General features: G+C 57.5%; 16 protein-coding genes, 4 tRNA genes and 1 pseudogene. 16 read left to right on the top strand and 5 right to left on the bottom strand.

The annotated features are described in order from the left end of the window. Both AC1DWM_RS26935 and AC1DWM_RS26930 read left to right on the top strand, forming a co-directional pair. Entirely contained in the window at window positions 1-1,410 is a 1,410-nt protein-coding gene (locus tag AC1DWM_RS26935) for an ArnT family glycosyltransferase (protein WP_477796595.1), read from the top strand. A 78-nt stretch (window positions 1,411-1,488) separates the two neighbouring features. Beyond that, complete coding sequence (locus AC1DWM_RS26930) at window positions 1,489-1,998, top strand: DUF1993 domain-containing protein (protein ID WP_477796594.1); 510 nt, start codon at window positions 1,489-1,491, stop codon at window positions 1,996-1,998. Between the two features lie 198 nt (window positions 1,999-2,196). Here AC1DWM_RS26930 and sstT read toward each other — a convergent pair whose 3' ends face one another. Further along, window positions 2,197-3,429 (bottom strand): serine/threonine transporter SstT, encoded by a 1,233-nt coding sequence (gene sstT, locus AC1DWM_RS26925; protein ID WP_223517448.1) that lies wholly within the window; start codon window positions 3,427-3,429, stop codon window positions 2,197-2,199. Between the two features lie 305 nt (window positions 3,430-3,734). On the opposite strand from sstT, the gene AC1DWM_RS26920 reads away from it, so the two are divergent. Further along, window positions 3,735-4,889, top strand: coding sequence for an MFS transporter (locus AC1DWM_RS26920; RefSeq protein WP_477796593.1), 1,155 nt, complete (start codon window positions 3,735-3,737; stop codon window positions 4,887-4,889). Window positions 4,890-4,892: 3 nt separating this feature from the next. Here AC1DWM_RS26920 and nhaR read toward each other — a convergent pair whose 3' ends face one another. Then, a complete protein-coding gene (gene nhaR / locus AC1DWM_RS26915) occupies window positions 4,893-5,792 on the bottom strand; it encodes a transcriptional activator NhaR (protein WP_452627354.1) in 900 nt (299 codons plus the stop codon). Between the two features lie 135 nt (window positions 5,793-5,927). Between nhaR and AC1DWM_RS26910 the strand changes: the two genes are divergently transcribed. Continuing rightward, window positions 5,928-6,170: a hypothetical protein gene (locus AC1DWM_RS26910; RefSeq protein WP_477796592.1), complete on the top strand. Its 243-nt coding sequence runs from the start codon at window positions 5,928-5,930 to the stop codon at window positions 6,168-6,170. Between the two features lie 26 nt (window positions 6,171-6,196). After that, on the top strand, window positions 6,197-6,946 hold the full coding sequence (locus AC1DWM_RS26905) for a TerC family protein (RefSeq protein WP_223517434.1): 750 nt from the start codon (window positions 6,197-6,199) through the stop codon (window positions 6,944-6,946). A gap of 75 nt (window positions 6,947-7,021) precedes the next feature. Here AC1DWM_RS26905 and AC1DWM_RS26900 read toward each other — a convergent pair whose 3' ends face one another. Next, a complete protein-coding gene (locus tag AC1DWM_RS26900) occupies window positions 7,022-7,192 on the bottom strand; it encodes a hypothetical protein (protein WP_223517432.1) in 171 nt (56 codons plus the stop codon). A 166-nt stretch (window positions 7,193-7,358) separates the two neighbouring features. Here AC1DWM_RS26900 and AC1DWM_RS26895 point away from each other — a divergent pair. The 3 genes and pseudogenes from AC1DWM_RS26895 to AC1DWM_RS26885 all read left to right on the top strand — a co-directional run bounded on the left by AC1DWM_RS26895 (window position 7,359) and on the right by AC1DWM_RS26885 (window position 8,625). Then, a pseudogene (locus tag AC1DWM_RS26895) lies at window positions 7,359-8,086 on the top strand (cysteine peptidase family C39 domain-containing protein). A gap of 95 nt (window positions 8,087-8,181) precedes the next feature. After that, window positions 8,182-8,388 carry a DUF6021 family protein gene (locus AC1DWM_RS26890; protein WP_223517428.1) on the top strand — a complete coding sequence of 69 codons (207 nt, stop codon included), beginning with the start codon at window positions 8,182-8,184 and terminating at the stop codon, window positions 8,386-8,388. A 21-nt stretch (window positions 8,389-8,409) separates the two neighbouring features. Further along, window positions 8,410-8,625 (top strand): hypothetical protein, encoded by a 216-nt coding sequence (locus AC1DWM_RS26885; protein ID WP_223517426.1) that lies wholly within the window; start codon window positions 8,410-8,412, stop codon window positions 8,623-8,625. A 58-nt stretch (window positions 8,626-8,683) separates the two neighbouring features. Here AC1DWM_RS26885 and pbpG read toward each other — a convergent pair whose 3' ends face one another. Beyond that, window positions 8,684-9,568, bottom strand: coding sequence for a D-alanyl-D-alanine endopeptidase (gene pbpG / locus AC1DWM_RS26880; protein ID WP_223517508.1), 885 nt, complete (start codon window positions 9,566-9,568; stop codon window positions 8,684-8,686). Between pbpG and AC1DWM_RS26875 the strand changes: the two genes are divergently transcribed. Further along, entirely contained in the window at window positions 9,480-9,704 is a 225-nt protein-coding gene (locus AC1DWM_RS26875) for a hypothetical protein (RefSeq protein WP_223517510.1), read from the top strand. The genes pbpG and AC1DWM_RS26875 overlap by 89 nt on opposite strands. Before the next feature lie 155 nt (window positions 9,705-9,859). On the opposite strand, the gene folD is transcribed toward AC1DWM_RS26875, so the two are convergent. After that, window positions 9,860-10,714, bottom strand: a complete 855-nt coding sequence (gene folD / locus AC1DWM_RS26870) for a bifunctional methylenetetrahydrofolate dehydrogenase/methenyltetrahydrofolate cyclohydrolase FolD (RefSeq protein WP_223517424.1) — start codon at window positions 10,712-10,714, stop codon at window positions 9,860-9,862. A gap of 275 nt (window positions 10,715-10,989) precedes the next feature. Between folD and AC1DWM_RS26865 the strand changes: the two genes are divergently transcribed. The 7 genes from AC1DWM_RS26865 to clpX form a co-directional block, all read left to right on the top strand. Continuing rightward, a tRNA-Arg gene (locus tag AC1DWM_RS26865) sits at window positions 10,990-11,066 on the top strand. A 32-nt stretch (window positions 11,067-11,098) separates the two neighbouring features. Beyond that, window positions 11,099-11,174, top strand: a tRNA-His gene (locus AC1DWM_RS26860). A 56-nt stretch (window positions 11,175-11,230) separates the two neighbouring features. After that, window positions 11,231-11,315 (top strand) — tRNA-Leu (locus AC1DWM_RS26855). A gap of 78 nt (window positions 11,316-11,393) precedes the next feature. Then, a tRNA-His gene (locus tag AC1DWM_RS26850) sits at window positions 11,394-11,469 on the top strand. Window positions 11,470-11,869: 400 nt separating this feature from the next. Then, window positions 11,870-13,180, top strand: coding sequence for a trigger factor (tig, locus tag AC1DWM_RS26845; protein WP_223517422.1), 1,311 nt, complete (start codon window positions 11,870-11,872; stop codon window positions 13,178-13,180). A 93-nt stretch (window positions 13,181-13,273) separates the two neighbouring features. Beyond that, the gene (clpP, locus tag AC1DWM_RS26840; protein WP_201118005.1) at window positions 13,274-13,909 is read left to right on the top strand and encodes an ATP-dependent Clp endopeptidase proteolytic subunit ClpP; all 636 of its coding nucleotides are present in this window, start codon (window positions 13,274-13,276) and stop codon (window positions 13,907-13,909) included. 113 nt (window positions 13,910-14,022) lie between these two features. Continuing rightward, on the top strand, window positions 14,023-14,716 hold a 694-nt coding region (gene clpX / locus AC1DWM_RS26835), incomplete at its 3' end, for an ATP-dependent Clp protease ATP-binding subunit ClpX (protein ID WP_477796591.1).

Genomic DNA, 14,716 nt, shown 5'->3' with positions numbered 1-14,716 from the left:
ATGCGCGGATCGTTATCGACCCGAAATATCACGTTGATGGCGGCGGTCGCCATCGCACTGCTGTTTTTCTGGGGACTGGGCAGCGTACCGTTTCTCAGTGTCAACGAGGCTCGCCGCGCCGTCACCGTGCGTGAAATGCACGAAGCCGGGAGCTGGCTGCTGCCGTACATGAACGGTGATTTGTACCTGTCCAAACCGCCGTTTTTCTATTGGGTCGGCCTGGTATCGACGGCCGTGCTGGGCAGTGTGTCCGAGTGGAGCGTGCGCCTGCCTTCGGCGCTGGCGGCGACTTTGTGCTGCCTCGGTACGTATTGGTACGGCGTCCGGCAGGTGGGGCGTCAGGTCGGCTTGTTCGCCGTGGTGTTCCTGGCCGCAAACGGCGCCTTCAGCCTGTTCGCCCGCCGCTCGGAAATCGAGATGCTGCTGACCCTGCTGTGTTTCGGCGCGTTGCTGGCGGCGTGGCAGTTCATCTTCCAGCAGGGCCGGGTGCTGTGGAGTCGTCTCAGCTACCTCCTTTTAGGCTGCGCGCTGCTGACCAAAGGGCCGGTTTGCCTGTTGTGGGTGACGGCGCCGATCCTGACTTACGCCTTGATCTACCGTGATGCGCGGGCCAAAGCCTACCTGTGTGACGGTTGGGGTTGGCTGCTGGCCCTGGTGCTGGGCAGTTCATGGTACGTGGCGGTGTCGTTGAGTCAGGGCTGGGGCATTTGGGCATCGATTATCAGCGAAGACATCGTGAAGAAGATCGACGGGCAGGGCGCCGAGGCGTGGTACGCCTATCTGTTGTATCTGGCCGGTGATTTCTTCCCATTCTGGCTGATTGTGTTTGTACAGCCGCGCAAGTTCTGGGCAATGATCCGATCGCGCCGTGAGGCGGCCATGCTGCTGTGCTGCACGCTGCTGCCACTGCTGGTCTTTTCCATGTTCACCGAAAAACACGGCAAGTACCTGTTGCCGGTTTACCCGTCGATGGCCTTGCTGCTGGCCATGCACTGGACGGCAGTGCTCGAAGACATGAAGGGGCGCTGGCGAACCTGTCTGGCCACGGTTCCCTATGTGATGCTGGCCGGGTTTGTGGTGTTTTATGTGTTTGTCGAAGCGCGGGTGCTGTCTCACCGCTTCGGCGGTCTGGAGCAGGTCGCCACACTGGCCGCCGGGCAGCCGGGCCAGAAGGCCTACAGCGTCGGTGAACCGGATATCCGCCTGGTTTATTACATGGGCCGACCGGTTGCGCCGCTGACGCTTGCGCAGTTGCAAGATGATGCGCGCCCGGCAGGGCTGCTGTTCGCGCAAGAGCCCCTGGATCCGCAATTGCAGAACCTGGCGTCGTGCAAAGTCGGTGAAGTCGACTCCTATCTGAAACCGCACCGCGCCGCACTGCTCGTGCGCATGGGTGGGGACTGCCGCTGAAAAAGACCCGTCGCAGGAGGGGCGGGCACGGCTATAATCGGCCGACGTTTTCCCCTCCTGTCACCACACGAGACTGCCATGACCATTTCCCTGTATGACGCTTCCGTTCCTGTTTTCAAGCAAATGCTCACCGCCCTGAGTGACGTGCTGAAAAAAGCCGAAGCGCACGCTACCGAAAAGAACATCGACCCGAACGCGTTCCTGCAAGCCCGCCTGTACCCGGACATGTTTCCGTTGGTGCGTCAGGTGCAGATCGCCGTTGATTTCGCCAAAGGCGTTTCCTCGCGTCTGGCCGAAGTTGAAGTGCCGAAGTACGAAGACACCGAAACCACCTTCGCCGAGCTGCAAGCACTGCTGACCAAGGTTCTGGCTTACATCGCCGAGATCAAGCCGGAGCAGATCAATGGCAAGGAAGGCATCGAGATCGTTACTCGTCCGGGCACTCCGAAAGAGAAGCGCTTCAGTGGCCAGGCTTACTTGCTGAGCTACGGCCTGCCGCAGTTCTTCTTCCACGTCACCACTGCGTACGCACTGCTGCGTCACAACGGTGTGGAAGTGGGCAAGCGCGATTACATGGGCGCGTTCTAAACCGTCCAGGTACAAAAAAGCCCCCGCAGCCTTGGGTTGCGGGGGCTTTTTCATGTGTCGGCATTCTTGACCAACACCGCCGCCCCCCTGTAGGAGTGAGACCGGCTTGCCGGCGATAGCGGTGTGTCAGTAACATTGATGCGACTGATAGACCGCTATCGCGAGCAGGCTCACTCCTACAGGGGGCGGCGGTGTTAGTTAGGCCAGACGTTCGGCTTTCTTTTCTTCACCCAGGCAAGCCGCGGCGGTGAACAGTACGTCAGTAGACGAGTTCAGCGCGGTTTCCGCCGAATCCTGCAACACGCCAATGATGAACCCGACTGCCACCACCTGCATGGCGATTTCGCTCGGGATGCCGAACAGGCTGCACGCCAGTGGGATCAGCAGCAACGAACCACCCGCCACGCCCGAGGCGCCACAGGCACAGATCGCCGCGACGACGCTCAGCAGTATCGCGGTCGGAATGTCCACGGCGATGCCCAGGGTGTGCACTGCTGCAAGGGTCAACACGGTGATGGTGATCGCCGCGCCGGCCATGTTGATGGTCGCGCCCAGCGGGATCGACACCGAATAGGTGTCTTCATGCAAGCCCAGACGCTTGCTCAACTCCAGGTTGACCGGAATGTTCGCCGCTGAGCTGCGAGTGAAAAACGCAGTAATGCCACTCTCGCGCAAGCAGGTCAGCACCAGCGGATACGGGTTGCGACGCAGCTTCCAGAACACGATGACCGGGTTCATCACCAGCGCCACGAACAGCATGCAGCCGAGCAGTACCGCCAACAAATGTGCATAGCCGATCAAGGCGCCGAAGCCGGAGGTGGCGAGGGTCGAGGCCACCAGGCCGAAGATCCCCAGCGGTGCGAACCGAATCACCAGCCGTACGATCAGCGTCACGCCGTTGGACAGATCGCCCAGCACTTCACGGGTGGTATCGCCGGCATGGCGAATCGCGATGCCCATGCCAATGGCCCAGGCCAGGATACCGATGAAGTTGGCATTCATCAGCGCGCTGACCGGGTTATCGACCACGCTCAGCAGCAGGCTTTGCAGCACTTCGCCGATACCACCCGGCGCGGTGACCGCGACATCGTGGGTGGCGAGCACCAGGCTCGACGGGAACATCATGCTGGCCACCACCGCGACCACCGCCGCGGCAAACGTCCCCAGCAAATACAAAAACAGAATCGGCCGGATGTGGGTTTCTTGGCCGTGTTTATGGTTGGCAATGGACGCCATGACCAGCACGAACACCAGGATCGGCGCGACGGCTTTCAGTGCAGAGACGAACACTTTGCCGATGAAAGCGCAGGACTTGGCCACGTCCGGCGCGAACAGCGCCAGGGCAATCCCGGCGATCAGGCCGATGATGATTTGCGTGACCAGATTCAAGCGTTTCAGGCGTTGCAACAGCGAAGGGGATGAAGCGGTCATAAAACGGCATCTCTGATTTTTTATAGGTGCAGGATTTCGCAGGTATGCAGCAACAAACAGGGCAGGCCGCAGGCTGGAAACCGAAAGGAACCACAGGGTGTACGTTTTTCAGGGCGCGGACTTTATCACAGCGCAGGACTGATCCTTCAGGGCTGTGACGATCTGCCACCCGCGCAATCAACGAGATAAGCAGGTTCGTGCAACCCTGTTTGGAAACACTCTGTTAAGATTCGCCATCCTCATTTTCAAGTCTGCCAGTGGGCCTTCGGGCTATTCGCTGGTGTCGTCGTTTTCTGGAGTTGTACATGCTGTTGCCCATTCTTCTGTTGTCTGCCGCCGGTTTCACGGTGCTGACCACGGAGTTCGTTATTGTCGGCCTGTTGCCGGCCATCGCCCGAGATCTTGAAGTCAGCATCCCGCAAGCGGGTTTGCTGGTGACCTTGTTCGCCTTTACCGTTGCGGCCTTCGGGCCGTTCCTGACCGCGTACTTCGCACGCTTTGAACGCCGCAAGCTGTTCATCTCGGTGCTGATCATGTTCGGTCTGGCCAACACTATTGCGGCGTTTGCGCCCAATATCTGGGTGATGGCTTTCGCCCGGTTGATTCCCGCACTCGGGTTGCCGGTGTTCTGGGCCCTGGCCAGTGAAACGGCGGTGGATATTGTCGGCCCCGACTACGCGGGGCGCGCCATCGCCAAGATCGGCTTCGGCATTGTTTGTGCCACGGTGTTCGGTATTCCGGTGGGCACGCTGATTTCCGATGCGTTCGGCTGGCGCAGCGCCTTTGGCATTCTGGCGGTGATCGCCTTTGCCAAAGCCTTGCTGTTGTTTATCTACCTGCCGAAAACCAACCTGCACCAGCATCAGGTGAGTTTCCGTTCGCAATTCAAAATCCTGCGCAGCCCGCTGATGGTCGGCCATGTGGTGTTGTCGATTGTGGTCTTCAGCGGCATGTTCACCGCTTACACCTACCTGGCGGACATTCTTGAGCGCCTGGCCGGTTTTGACGGCACGGTGGTCGGCTGGTGCCTGATGGGCTTTGGCGCGGTCGGGCTGATCGGTAACTCGCTGGGCGGCCGGGCGGTGGATCGTCATCCGCTGATCGCTTCGGTGATGTTCTGCGCGTTCATGATTGCCGGCCTGGTGGCGCTGGTGCCGAACATTCATTCGCCCTTCGGTCTGGCGGCGGCGATGGGTATTTGGGGCGTGACGCAGGCCGCGTTGTTCCTGGTCAGCCATGTGCGCCTGATGAAGGCGGCGCCCGAGGCGCCGGCGTTCGCTGCGTCGCTGAACATTGCCGGGGCCAACCTCGGCATCGGTCTGGGTGCCATGGTCGGCGGCCGGGTGATCGACAACGTCGGGTTGCAAGGCCTTGGTTTTGCGGCGGCCGGTTTTATTCTCGCCTCGATTCTTCTGGCGATTGCGCTAATGACCTTCAAGCCGCGTGAAATCTGCGCCTGAAGCTTACAGTTCAGTAAACAACTGGCGTCGGGCACCTTCGGTAATGGCGACAATGCCGGGGTGCTTGACCTTGCGTTCCACTGAAATGGCGTAGAACGACTCGGTCACAGTGTCGGTCTGGCCAATCACTTCCACGCCACATTGGCGTTTCACTTCGTCGGCAATCACGCTCGGGCCGATGAAAATCCCGCTGCCGGACTGACCGAAAGCCTGCATCAACGCGCTGTCGTCGAACTCGCCGACGATGCGCGGCTGGATTTGCTGTTCGGCGAACCAGCGCTGCAAGCGGTTGCGCACCACGGTTTCCGGCCCCGGAATCAACAGCGGCGCGCCGTTCAGGCTGCGAGGGAAATCCTGACCATACCGCGCAGCCAATTCAGCCGTGGCGAAGAAGCTGATTCCGCATTCCCCGAGTTTCTGGCTGTAGCCCTTGATATCGAGGTGCGAGGGCATCGGACTGTCGGAAATCACCATGTCCAGACGCTGGATTGCCAGGTCAGCGAGCAAGCGTTCGAGTTTGTCTTCGCGGCAGGTGATGCGTAGCGGCTCGCTCAATTCCATGGTCGGCGCGATCAGCCGATAAACGATGGACTTGGGCACGACGTCCGCGACACCGACGCGAAACTGAATCTGCTGCTCGTTGGGCTGCGCTCGCAGCATCAATTCCAGTTCACCACCCAGCTGAAACATTTGTTCGGCGTAGGGCAGGGCCTGACGGCCCGCCTCGGTGAGTTCAAGTTGCCGGCCCACGCGTTGAAACAACTCGATGCCGTAGGTTTGCTCAAGCAACGAGATTTGCCCGCTGATGGTCTGGGGTGTCAGGTTGAGCTGCTCGCAGGCGCGCACGATGCTGCCGGTCTTGGCCACCACCCAAAAGTAATGCAGTTGCCGATAGTTGAGCATGACGGTCTACAGTTCGTAAAAACCGAAGTATAACCGCTAAAAATACGAATTTTCCTGAAGTGTTTGCATCCCTAGAATGCGTCGCTATCAACGGGCCATGGTTTTGGTGCCGTTTGTTCTAACGAGGGAAGCATCATGAACTTCAAAACCACAGCAGTGCTGTTCGCGTCTTTACTGGTATTGGCCGGTTGCGACCAGGCCGAAAAAAGTGCTCAGCAACTGATGGGCAAGGCTGCTGAAAGCGCTAAACAGGCGATTGACGACACCCACAAAGCCGCCGAACAAGCACTCAGCGACGCCACCGGCGGCATGATCAGCAAGAAAGAACCATCGGGCGAAAACAAAGAAAAAACCGAATCTTCGGCCCAAGAAATCTAACGTCTAATACGAGTCAGGACTGACCCATGGAATACCTTTTAGAACTTGCTGCAAGCCCTGCCGCCTGGGTCGCCCTGGCTACCCTGGTGGTGATGGAAATCGTGCTCGGTATCGATAATCTGATTTTCATCTCGATCCTGACCAATAAACTGCCTGAGCAACATCGACAGAAAGCCCGTCGCATTGGTATTGGCATGGCGTTGATCCTGCGTCTGGCACTGCTGAGCACCATCGCGTTCATCGTCCAGTTGACGGCACCTGTGATCGAAATCCTCGGCCACGCGTTCTCCTGGAAGGACATCATTCTGATTGCCGGCGGCCTGTTCCTGTTGTGGAAGGCGACCACCGAAATCCATCACAGCATGGACCCGGCGCCTGAAGATCCGAAGTCGGCGACGTCGACCGTGACCCTGGGCTTTGCGGCTGCTATTGGTCAGATCCTGTTGCTGGACATGGTGTTCTCCATCGACAGCATCATCACCGCTGTCGGCATGACCGAGCACTTGCCGATCATGATCATCGCGGTGGTGGTGTCGGTACTGGTGATGTTGCTGGCGGCTGATCCATTGGCCAAGTTCATCAATGACAACCCGACGATTGTGATGCTGGCGCTGGGCTTCTTGATCATGATCGGCATGACGCTGATCGCCGAAGGCTTCGGCGCCCACGTACCGAAAGGCTACGTCTATGCGGCCATGGTGTTCTCGGCAGCGATCGAGTGCTTGAACATGATGTCGCGCCGGGCCAGGCAGAAGCGCATTGCCTCTGAAGCTTGATCGGCGATAAATGAAAAGGCCGCCTGAATACGAATGTGTTCAGGCGGCCTTTTTTTTGAAGACTGAAATGGCTATTCAGTGCGCGGTGGCGTGGTGTTCTGCTGGTTTTTCGTTGTCGGCTACAGTCGTCGATTGAGCCGGGTGGTGATGGTGCCGCCGGGTAATGCGCAGGACTCCCCATAACATGGCAGCGGCGACGGCCAGCCAGCCAGTAATCAACATCACAATCGTCATTGCCAGGCTCATCGTGCCTCCTCTTTGCCCTGCATCGGGCACACACGTTTTGCAAATATCAGTCTAGTCGCTGCTGTGTGTCAGACAATTGACCAAAGGTCGACTGGCACTAACCAGTTTGCTCTATCGAAAGCACGCAACTGCCGGTTAAAGCTATACCGTTGTCGCGCGGCGTCCTATGATCGACGGCCAAGCCGGGAGCCAGTTGCCCGGCGTCTGAATAAGAGCGTGAAGATGGAGCAGGTATTTTCTCGAATTCGAGCGGCGGCGCTGATTGTTGGCTGCGTTGCCGGGTTGGCGGGTTGCGCCGGGAGCGTTGCGCCTGAAATCCAGCGTCTGCCGGAGCGGGTGGAACTCAGCGGTACGTTCTACCGCGGGCAAGCCTATCAAAGCGGACCGCAAGTGTTGGCCAGCATGTTGGCGCAGCAGGGCATCGTGATTACCCCGGGTTTGCTCGAAAAACCGCTGCATTTGCCGGGCGCCGAGGACAAGTTGCAGCAGAACATGCAGAACCTCGCCCGTGAATACGGGATGGTGGTTTACCCCCTCGACAGTACTTTGCCAGCACTGCTGACTCAGGTCGCTGCCGGTTATCCGGTGATGGTGCGCTTTACGGAAGGCACGGCGCTCTGGTCTGAGCCGCGCTACGCCATTCTCGCCGGTTACAACCGTAAGAAGCAGACGGTATTGCTGCGCGCGGGGATGGATCGTCGGGATTTGATGAGCTTCAGTTCGTTTGAATCCTCGTTCAAGGATGCTGGCGGCTGGGCCGTGCTGATCCAGAAGCCGAATCAGATTCCGGCCAACGTTGATCAGCAGCGTTGGCTCAAGGCGGCAAATGATCTGGGGCAGGCCGGTCAGGAGCAAGCGGCTGCGCGGGCCAAGAAGGCCCTGACCACGCAGTAAACGTCCGTTCGTCATTCTGCATGGCACTGCCGTGCGCACTCGCTCTCTAAAGGAAAGCGCCCGGATTTGTCCGGGCCACACCCAAGGAGGCGCCCATGGCACATTCCACTACCCCTGAAGGCCCGCACTCGTCCGAGCACTCTTCGGGCGATGAGTTGGGGTTCGATCCCGATTCGCCGGACCTCGCCGACCCTCAGGTCGATCCCATCGGTCCCGCCAAGGCGCCCAGGGACGTGAAACCGGGCGACAACCCAAAGGCGCCAGCGAAGCCTTACGACCCTCTCGCTGATCTGAAACCCTGAGCCTGATGAGGTGAGGTGCCTATGTCTACTGATTCGAGTTTTGATGACAAACGTCCGGACAGCGTTCCGACAACCCCTGAACAGGACCTGGACCCGGTGATGGATCCGGACAGTCCGTTGCGCGATCCTTTGGCCAGGCCAGTGGTGGTGCCGACGGAGCCTCCCAAGGGCTATCGTGACCCGAGCGCCGGGGATGGCATTCCGGATGACGATCAGATGCCGCTGCCCAACGACTGACATCCGCCCAAATAAAAAGCCCCGAATGTTCGGGGCTTTGTTTTCAGGGCGCACTTGTCTATTTCGAGGCTTCGATCACCCCGGTCTGACGGCTTTTGAGATTCTTGTCGGACTTGTATTGCAAGGCTACGGAAGGCACATCTGCGGCCTTGCCGGATTCTACCCAGTTGCGAATACGGGTAGCGTCGGCAAAGTGGGTGTACTTGCCATAGGCATCCAGGATGACCAGGGCGACCTGGCGGTTACCCATGCTGGTAACCAGCACCAGGCAATGACCCGCCTCGTTGGTAAAGCCGGTTTTCGTCAGCTCGATGTCCCAGTCCTGTTTGCGGACCAAATGGTCGGTATTGCGGAACGCCAGGTTGTAGTTGGGGTTGCGGAACGACACGATCTTTTCTTTGGTCGTACTGAGTTCGGTCAATAGCGGTTGCTTGTGCGCAGCGACCAGCAGTTTGCTCAGGTCACGGGCAGTGGACACGTTTCGTGGGGAGAGGCCGGTTGGCTCAACAAAGTGGGTGTTGGTCATGCCCAGCGCCCTGGCCTTGGCGTTCATCGCGGCGATGAACGCCGCATAACCGCCCGGATAATGGTGGGCCAGGCTAGCTGCTGCGCGGTTTTCCGAAGACATCAGCGCAATCAGGAGCATTTCCCGGCGCGGCATTTCGCTCTTGAGTTTGACCCTGGAGAACACGCCCTTCATTTCCGGGGTGTCACTGATGTTGATGTTGATGTATTCGTCCATGTTCTGCCGGGCTTCAACCACGACCAGACCTGTCATCAGTTTGCTGACGGACGCGATCGGTACCACCACGTCAGGGTTGCTGGCGTAGATGATTTTGTTGGTTTGCAAATCCATGACTAATGAGCTGCCCGAAGCGAGTTTGAGATGTGTCGTATCTCGAGGCGCAGCGGTGGTATCGCCAGCGCTGGCGATTGGCGTGATGAAAGACCCTGTAACTGCAAAAAATAGGCTCAGGATGGATAGACGGATTTTCACGCTGGCAGACTCATTATGTGTTGATACGCCGTTTTGTAACGGGCTATTTCGTAAAAAGCGCGACATTCTGGAGTATGGCTGAATAACTGTCGATGGTTGTTCCGGGAAGTAATGAAAGTCTTCTGGAATATGAAAAAAACGTCATTTTCCGGCGGCTGGTCGAACTTTTTCTTCGGGCAAAAAGAACCCCGCCAAGGGCGGGGTTGTTTAACTCGCTGTTTACGCCTGCTTTGGCGCTTAGCTGTGCAGGGTTTCTGCTGCGTACAGCGTGTTTTCCAGCAGGCAGGCACGAGTCATCGGGCCAACGCCACCCGGTACTGGTGTGATCCAGCCGGCGCGGGGCAGGGCGGTTTCGTAAATCACGTCGCCGACCAGTTTGCCGTCTTCCTGGCGGTTGATACCGACGTCGATCACGATTGCGCCTTCCTTGATCCACTCACCCTTGACCAGACCGGGCTTGCCAGCGGCAACCACCACCAGATCGGCACGACCAACGTGGCCGGCCAGGTCCTTGGTGAAGCGGTGGGTGACGGTCACGGTGCAGCCGGCCAGCAGCAATTCCATCGCCATCGGGCGGCCAACGATGTTGGACGCGCCAACAACCACGGCATTCATCCCGTAAAGATCGACACCGGTGCTTTCCAGCAAGGTCATGATGCCTTTAGGGGTGCATGGACGCAGCAGTGGAATACGCTGGGCCAGACGACCGACGTTATAAGGATGGAAGCCGTCGACGTCTTTGTCCGGACGAATGCGCTCCAGCAATTTGGAGGCGTCCAGGTGTTCAGGTAATGGAAGCTGAAGCAGAACGCCGTCTATTGTCGGGTCGTCGTTCAGGCGATCGATCAGATCGGTCAGCGCTTCTTGAGTGGTTTCGGAAGGCAGGTCGTAGGCTTGGGATTTAAAGCCGACCTCTTCGCAGTCTTTACGCTTGTGCGAGACATAAACCTGAGAGGCGGGATCGCTGCCGACCAGGATTACCGCGAGGCCGGGTGTGCGCAAGCCTTGCTCGCGACGCTCGGCGACTCGTTTGGCGATCTGCTGGCGCAGGCTGGCGGCGATCGATTTGCCGTCGATTAGTTGTGCAGTCATTGCGCGTGATTAACCATCGAGAGGGGAAAAAAAGAGAACGCATTCTCGCATGTCATGAGGTGAGGGCAAAGGCGCTTGGTCTGCAAATTCCCCTAACTCCTTTAATTAAATGAATTTTTTTTAAAAAGCATTTGACGACTCTCGGGGGGCTCTATACTATTCGTCGCACTTGTCGGGCACAGCCTAGCACTGGTTAGGAAGGTCAAGCGGGATTACGGTTCTGCAAGACTGGAAAGCACTTAGTTTGTAGTCCTCCAAGAGTACAAATTAACAAGGCGCCCGTAGCTCAGCTGGATAGAGCATCCGCCTTCTAAGCGGATGGTCGCAGGTTCGAGTCCTGCCGGGTGCGCCATTAGGCAGCTTTGGCACAAGTAGCGCAATATGGTGGGCGTAGCTCAGTTGGTAGAGCACGGGATTGTGACTCCCGTTGTCGAGGGTTCGATCCCCTTCGTCCACCCCATATTTCGAAAGGCGCCAGATTAACAGTCTGGCGCCTTTGCTTTAACAGCTTCAACCGCGGATGTGGTGGAATTGGTAGACACACTGGATTTAGGTTCCAGCGCCGCGAGGCGTAAGAGTTCGAGTCTCTTCATCCGCACCAAATAAAGCTTCACTCATGCCGATTGGCGTGGCTGGGGCTGAACAAAGAAGTTGTTTGGCTTCTTTGGCATGCAATATGGTGGGCGTAGCTCAGTTGGTAGAGCACGGGATTGTGACTCCCGTTGTCGAGGGTTCGATCCCCTTCGTCCACCCCATATTTCGAGAGGCGCCAGATTTAACAGTCTGGCGCCTTTTTTGTTTCAGCGGTTCGAGTGATTGGCGGCTGCAGGTTTTGGGTCGCAGGGGCAGGGCGTTTCGTCGTATTTATGTTTCTCGATGATGCCGCGCTGCCTGCCGGCCTTGCTCGCAAGATCGGCTGTCAGGGAGATGATTGGCAACCGCTTCTATATAGAAGGGTTGGCGCAGGGCCCTGGCGTGATTGGCTGTATTTGCCATCGGGGCGAGGTGCATTCGTGCATTCGCACCTATAAATTGCCTGCTGCTTTTTTACCCGTTTTCAGTAGGGTGACTTCTTGAGTTTGACCCACTAGAATGCATGCCCTTGATTCTGGGGTCGGAAACGGCCGGCTAACGTCTGTGCAACGAGGAATATCCATGCAAGTTTCTGTTGAAAATACTACTGCTCTTGAGCGCCGCATGAGCGTCACCGTGCCGGCTGAGCGCATCGAGAGCCAGGTCAACAAGCGTCTGCAGCAGACCGCCCAAAAGGCCAAGATTGCTGGCTTCCGTCCAGGCAAAGTGCCAATGAGCGAAATCAAGCGCCGTTTCGGTGCTGATGCGCGTCAAGAAGCAGTGGGCGATGTGATCCAGTCTTCTTTCTACGAAGCTGTGGTTGAGCAAAAGCTGAACCCGGCTGGTTCGCCTTCGATCGAGCCTAAATCCCTGGAAGCGGGCAAGGACCTGGAATACGTAGCCGTATTCGAAGTGTTCCCTGAGTTCACCGTTGCCGGTTTCGAAGGTATCACCGTAGAGCGCCTGAGCGCTGACGTGGCTGATGCCGATCTGGACAAAATGCTGGAAGTTCTGCGCAAGCAGAACACCCGTTTCGAAGTGGCCGATCGCGCTGCCCAGAACGAAGACCAGCTGAACATCGATTTCGTCGGCAAGGTTGACGGTGAAGTGTTCGCCGGTGGTTCCGCCAAAGGCACTCAGCTCGTACTGGGTTCCGGCCGCATGATCCCTGGCTTCGAAGACGGTCTGGTTGGCGCTAAAGCCGGCGAAGAACGTGTTCTGAACCTGACCTTCCCGGCTGACTATCAGAACCTCGACCTGGCCGGCAAAACTGCCGAGTTCACCGTTACCGTGAACACTGTTTCCGAGCCAAAACTGCCAGAGTTGACCGAAGAATTCTTCGCTCAATTCGGCATCAAGGAAACGGGTCTGGAAGGCTTCCGCACTGAAGTTCGCAAGAACATGGAGCGCGAACTGCGTCAGGCGATCAAATCCAAGGTCAAGAATCAGGTAATGGACGGTCTGCTGGCCACCAACCCGATCGAAGTGCCTAAGGCTCTGCTGTCCAACGAAGTTGACCGTCTGCGCGTGCAGGCTGTTCAGCAGTTCGGCGGCAACATCAAGCCTGACCAACTGCCGGCTGAGCTGTTCGAAGAACAAGCCAAGCGCCGCGTTGTACTGGGTCTGATCGTGGCTGAAGTGGTCAAGCAATTCGACCTCAAGCCTGACGAAACCCGCGTTCGCGAAATGATTCAGGAAATGGCTTCGGCCTACCAAGAGCCTGAGCAGGTCGTGTCCTGGTACTACAAGAACGACCAGCAGCTGAACGAAGTCCGTTCGGTTGTGCTGGAAGAGCAAGTTGTGGATACTGTTCTGCAGAAAGCTAGTGTGACCGACAAATCGGTCTCTTACGAAGAAGCAGTCAAGCCGGTAGAAGCTCCACAAGCCGACTGATCGTTTTTGCGCTAAGAAGTAATCACCATAAGCCAGCCTTCGTGCTGGCTTATGCGTATTCAAGACATAACTATTTGGGAGTGACTGCAGAGCATGTTCCGTAATTCGTATATTCAGCAGAACTCTGATATCCAGGCCGCAGGCGGCCTGGTCCCGATGGTTGTCGAGCAATCTGCTCGTGGCGAGCGCGCCTATGACATCTACTCGCGCCTTCTCAAGGAACGAGTGATCTTTCTGGTTGGTCCGGTAGAGGACTACATGGCCAACCTGATCTGTGCGCAACTGCTGTTCCTTGAAGCGGAAAACCCGGACAAGGACATCCATCTCTATATCAACTCCCCGGGCGGTTCGGTGACGGCGGGTATGTCGATCTACGACACCATGCAGTTCATCAAGCCAAACGTGTCGACCACCTGTATCGGTCAAGCGTGCAGCATGGGCGCGTTTCTTCTGACGGCCGGTGCCGCCGGCAAGCGTTACTGCCTGCCGAATTCGCGTGTGATGATTCACCAGCCTCTGGGCGGTTTCCAGGGCCAGGCCTCGGATATCGAAATCCATGCCAAGGAAATCCTCTTCATTCGTGAGCGTCTCAACACGCTGATGGCCCAGCACAGCGGGCACACTCTTGAAGAAATCGAGCGCGATACCAATCGCGACAACTTCATGAGTGCAGAAGCTGCGCGTGAGTACGGGTTGATCGATGAAGTGATCAGCCAGCGCCCGGCTTAAAAATAAGCAGCTCAAAATAGGGTTGGTCGGCTGGTCTGATCACCGGCGGGCTTGAAAAAGCCCGCAATAGCCTTCATCTTGTGTTGCAAGCCTATCGGATTTGGATCGAACGAATGACTGACACCCGCAACGGCGAGGACAACGGCAAGCTGCTCTATTGCTCCTTCTGTGGCAAAAGCCAGCATGAAGTGCGCAAATTGATTGCCGGCCCCTCGGTCTTTATCTGCGACGAGTGCGTCGACCTGTGCAATGACATCATCCGTGAGGAGGTGCAGGAAGCCCAGGCCGAAAGCAGCGCGCATAAATTGCCTTCGCCTAAAGAAATCAGCGGCATCCTTGATCAGTACGTGATTGGTCAGGAGCGTGCGAAAAAGGTTCTGGCAGTAGCGGTGTACAACCACTACAAGCGCCTGAACCAGCGTGACAAAAAGAATGACGACGTCGAACTCGGCAAGAGCAACATTTTGCTGATCGGCCCGACAGGCTCGGGTAAAACCCTGCTTGCCGAAACACTGGCTCGTTTGCTGAACGTTCCGTTCACCATTGCCGACGCAACCACCCTCACTGAGGCGGGTTATGTGGGTGAAGATGTCGAGAACATCATTCAGAAGCTGCTGCAGAAGTGCGATTACGACGTAGAAAAAGCCCAGATGGGCATTGTCTATATCGATGAGATCGACAAGATCTCGCGCAAGTCTGACAACCCGTCGATCACCCGGGACGTTTCCGGTGAAGGCGTGCAGCAGGCCCTGCTCAAGTTGATCGAAGGCACGGTCGCTTCCGTACCACCTCAAGGTGGTCGCAAGC

It is taken from the genome of Pseudomonas sp. P4_C8 (assembly GCF_056401975.1).
This window is presented reverse-complemented; position numbering and strand designations above follow the sequence as displayed.

Coding starts and splice junctions, on each gene's coding strand:
- AC1DWM_RS26935 (WP_477796595.1), top strand. CDS start 1: ATGCGCGGATCGTTATCGACCCGAAATATCACGTTGATGGCGGCGGTC.
- AC1DWM_RS26930 (WP_477796594.1), top strand. CDS start 1,489: ATGACCATTTCCCTGTATGACGCTTCCGTTCCTGTTTTCAAGCAAATG.
- sstT (WP_223517448.1), bottom strand. CDS start 3,429: ATGACCGCTTCATCCCCTTCGCTGTTGCAACGCCTGAAACGCTTGAAT.
- AC1DWM_RS26920 (WP_477796593.1), top strand. CDS start 3,735: ATGCTGTTGCCCATTCTTCTGTTGTCTGCCGCCGGTTTCACGGTGCTG.
- nhaR (WP_452627354.1), bottom strand. CDS start 5,792: ATGCTCAACTATCGGCAACTGCATTACTTTTGGGTGGTGGCCAAGACC.
- AC1DWM_RS26910 (WP_477796592.1), top strand. CDS start 5,928: ATGAACTTCAAAACCACAGCAGTGCTGTTCGCGTCTTTACTGGTATTG.
- AC1DWM_RS26905 (WP_223517434.1), top strand. CDS start 6,197: ATGGAATACCTTTTAGAACTTGCTGCAAGCCCTGCCGCCTGGGTCGCC.
- AC1DWM_RS26900 (WP_223517432.1), bottom strand. CDS start 7,192: ATGAGCCTGGCAATGACGATTGTGATGTTGATTACTGGCTGGCTGGCC.
- AC1DWM_RS26890 (WP_223517428.1), top strand. CDS start 8,182: ATGGCACATTCCACTACCCCTGAAGGCCCGCACTCGTCCGAGCACTCT.
- AC1DWM_RS26885 (WP_223517426.1), top strand. CDS start 8,410: ATGTCTACTGATTCGAGTTTTGATGACAAACGTCCGGACAGCGTTCCG.
- AC1DWM_RS26875 (WP_223517510.1), top strand. CDS start 9,480: ATGACTAATGAGCTGCCCGAAGCGAGTTTGAGATGTGTCGTATCTCGA.
- folD (WP_223517424.1), bottom strand. CDS start 10,714: ATGACTGCACAACTAATCGACGGCAAATCGATCGCCGCCAGCCTGCGC.
- tig (WP_223517422.1), top strand. CDS start 11,870: ATGCAAGTTTCTGTTGAAAATACTACTGCTCTTGAGCGCCGCATGAGC.
- clpP (WP_201118005.1), top strand. CDS start 13,274: ATGTTCCGTAATTCGTATATTCAGCAGAACTCTGATATCCAGGCCGCA.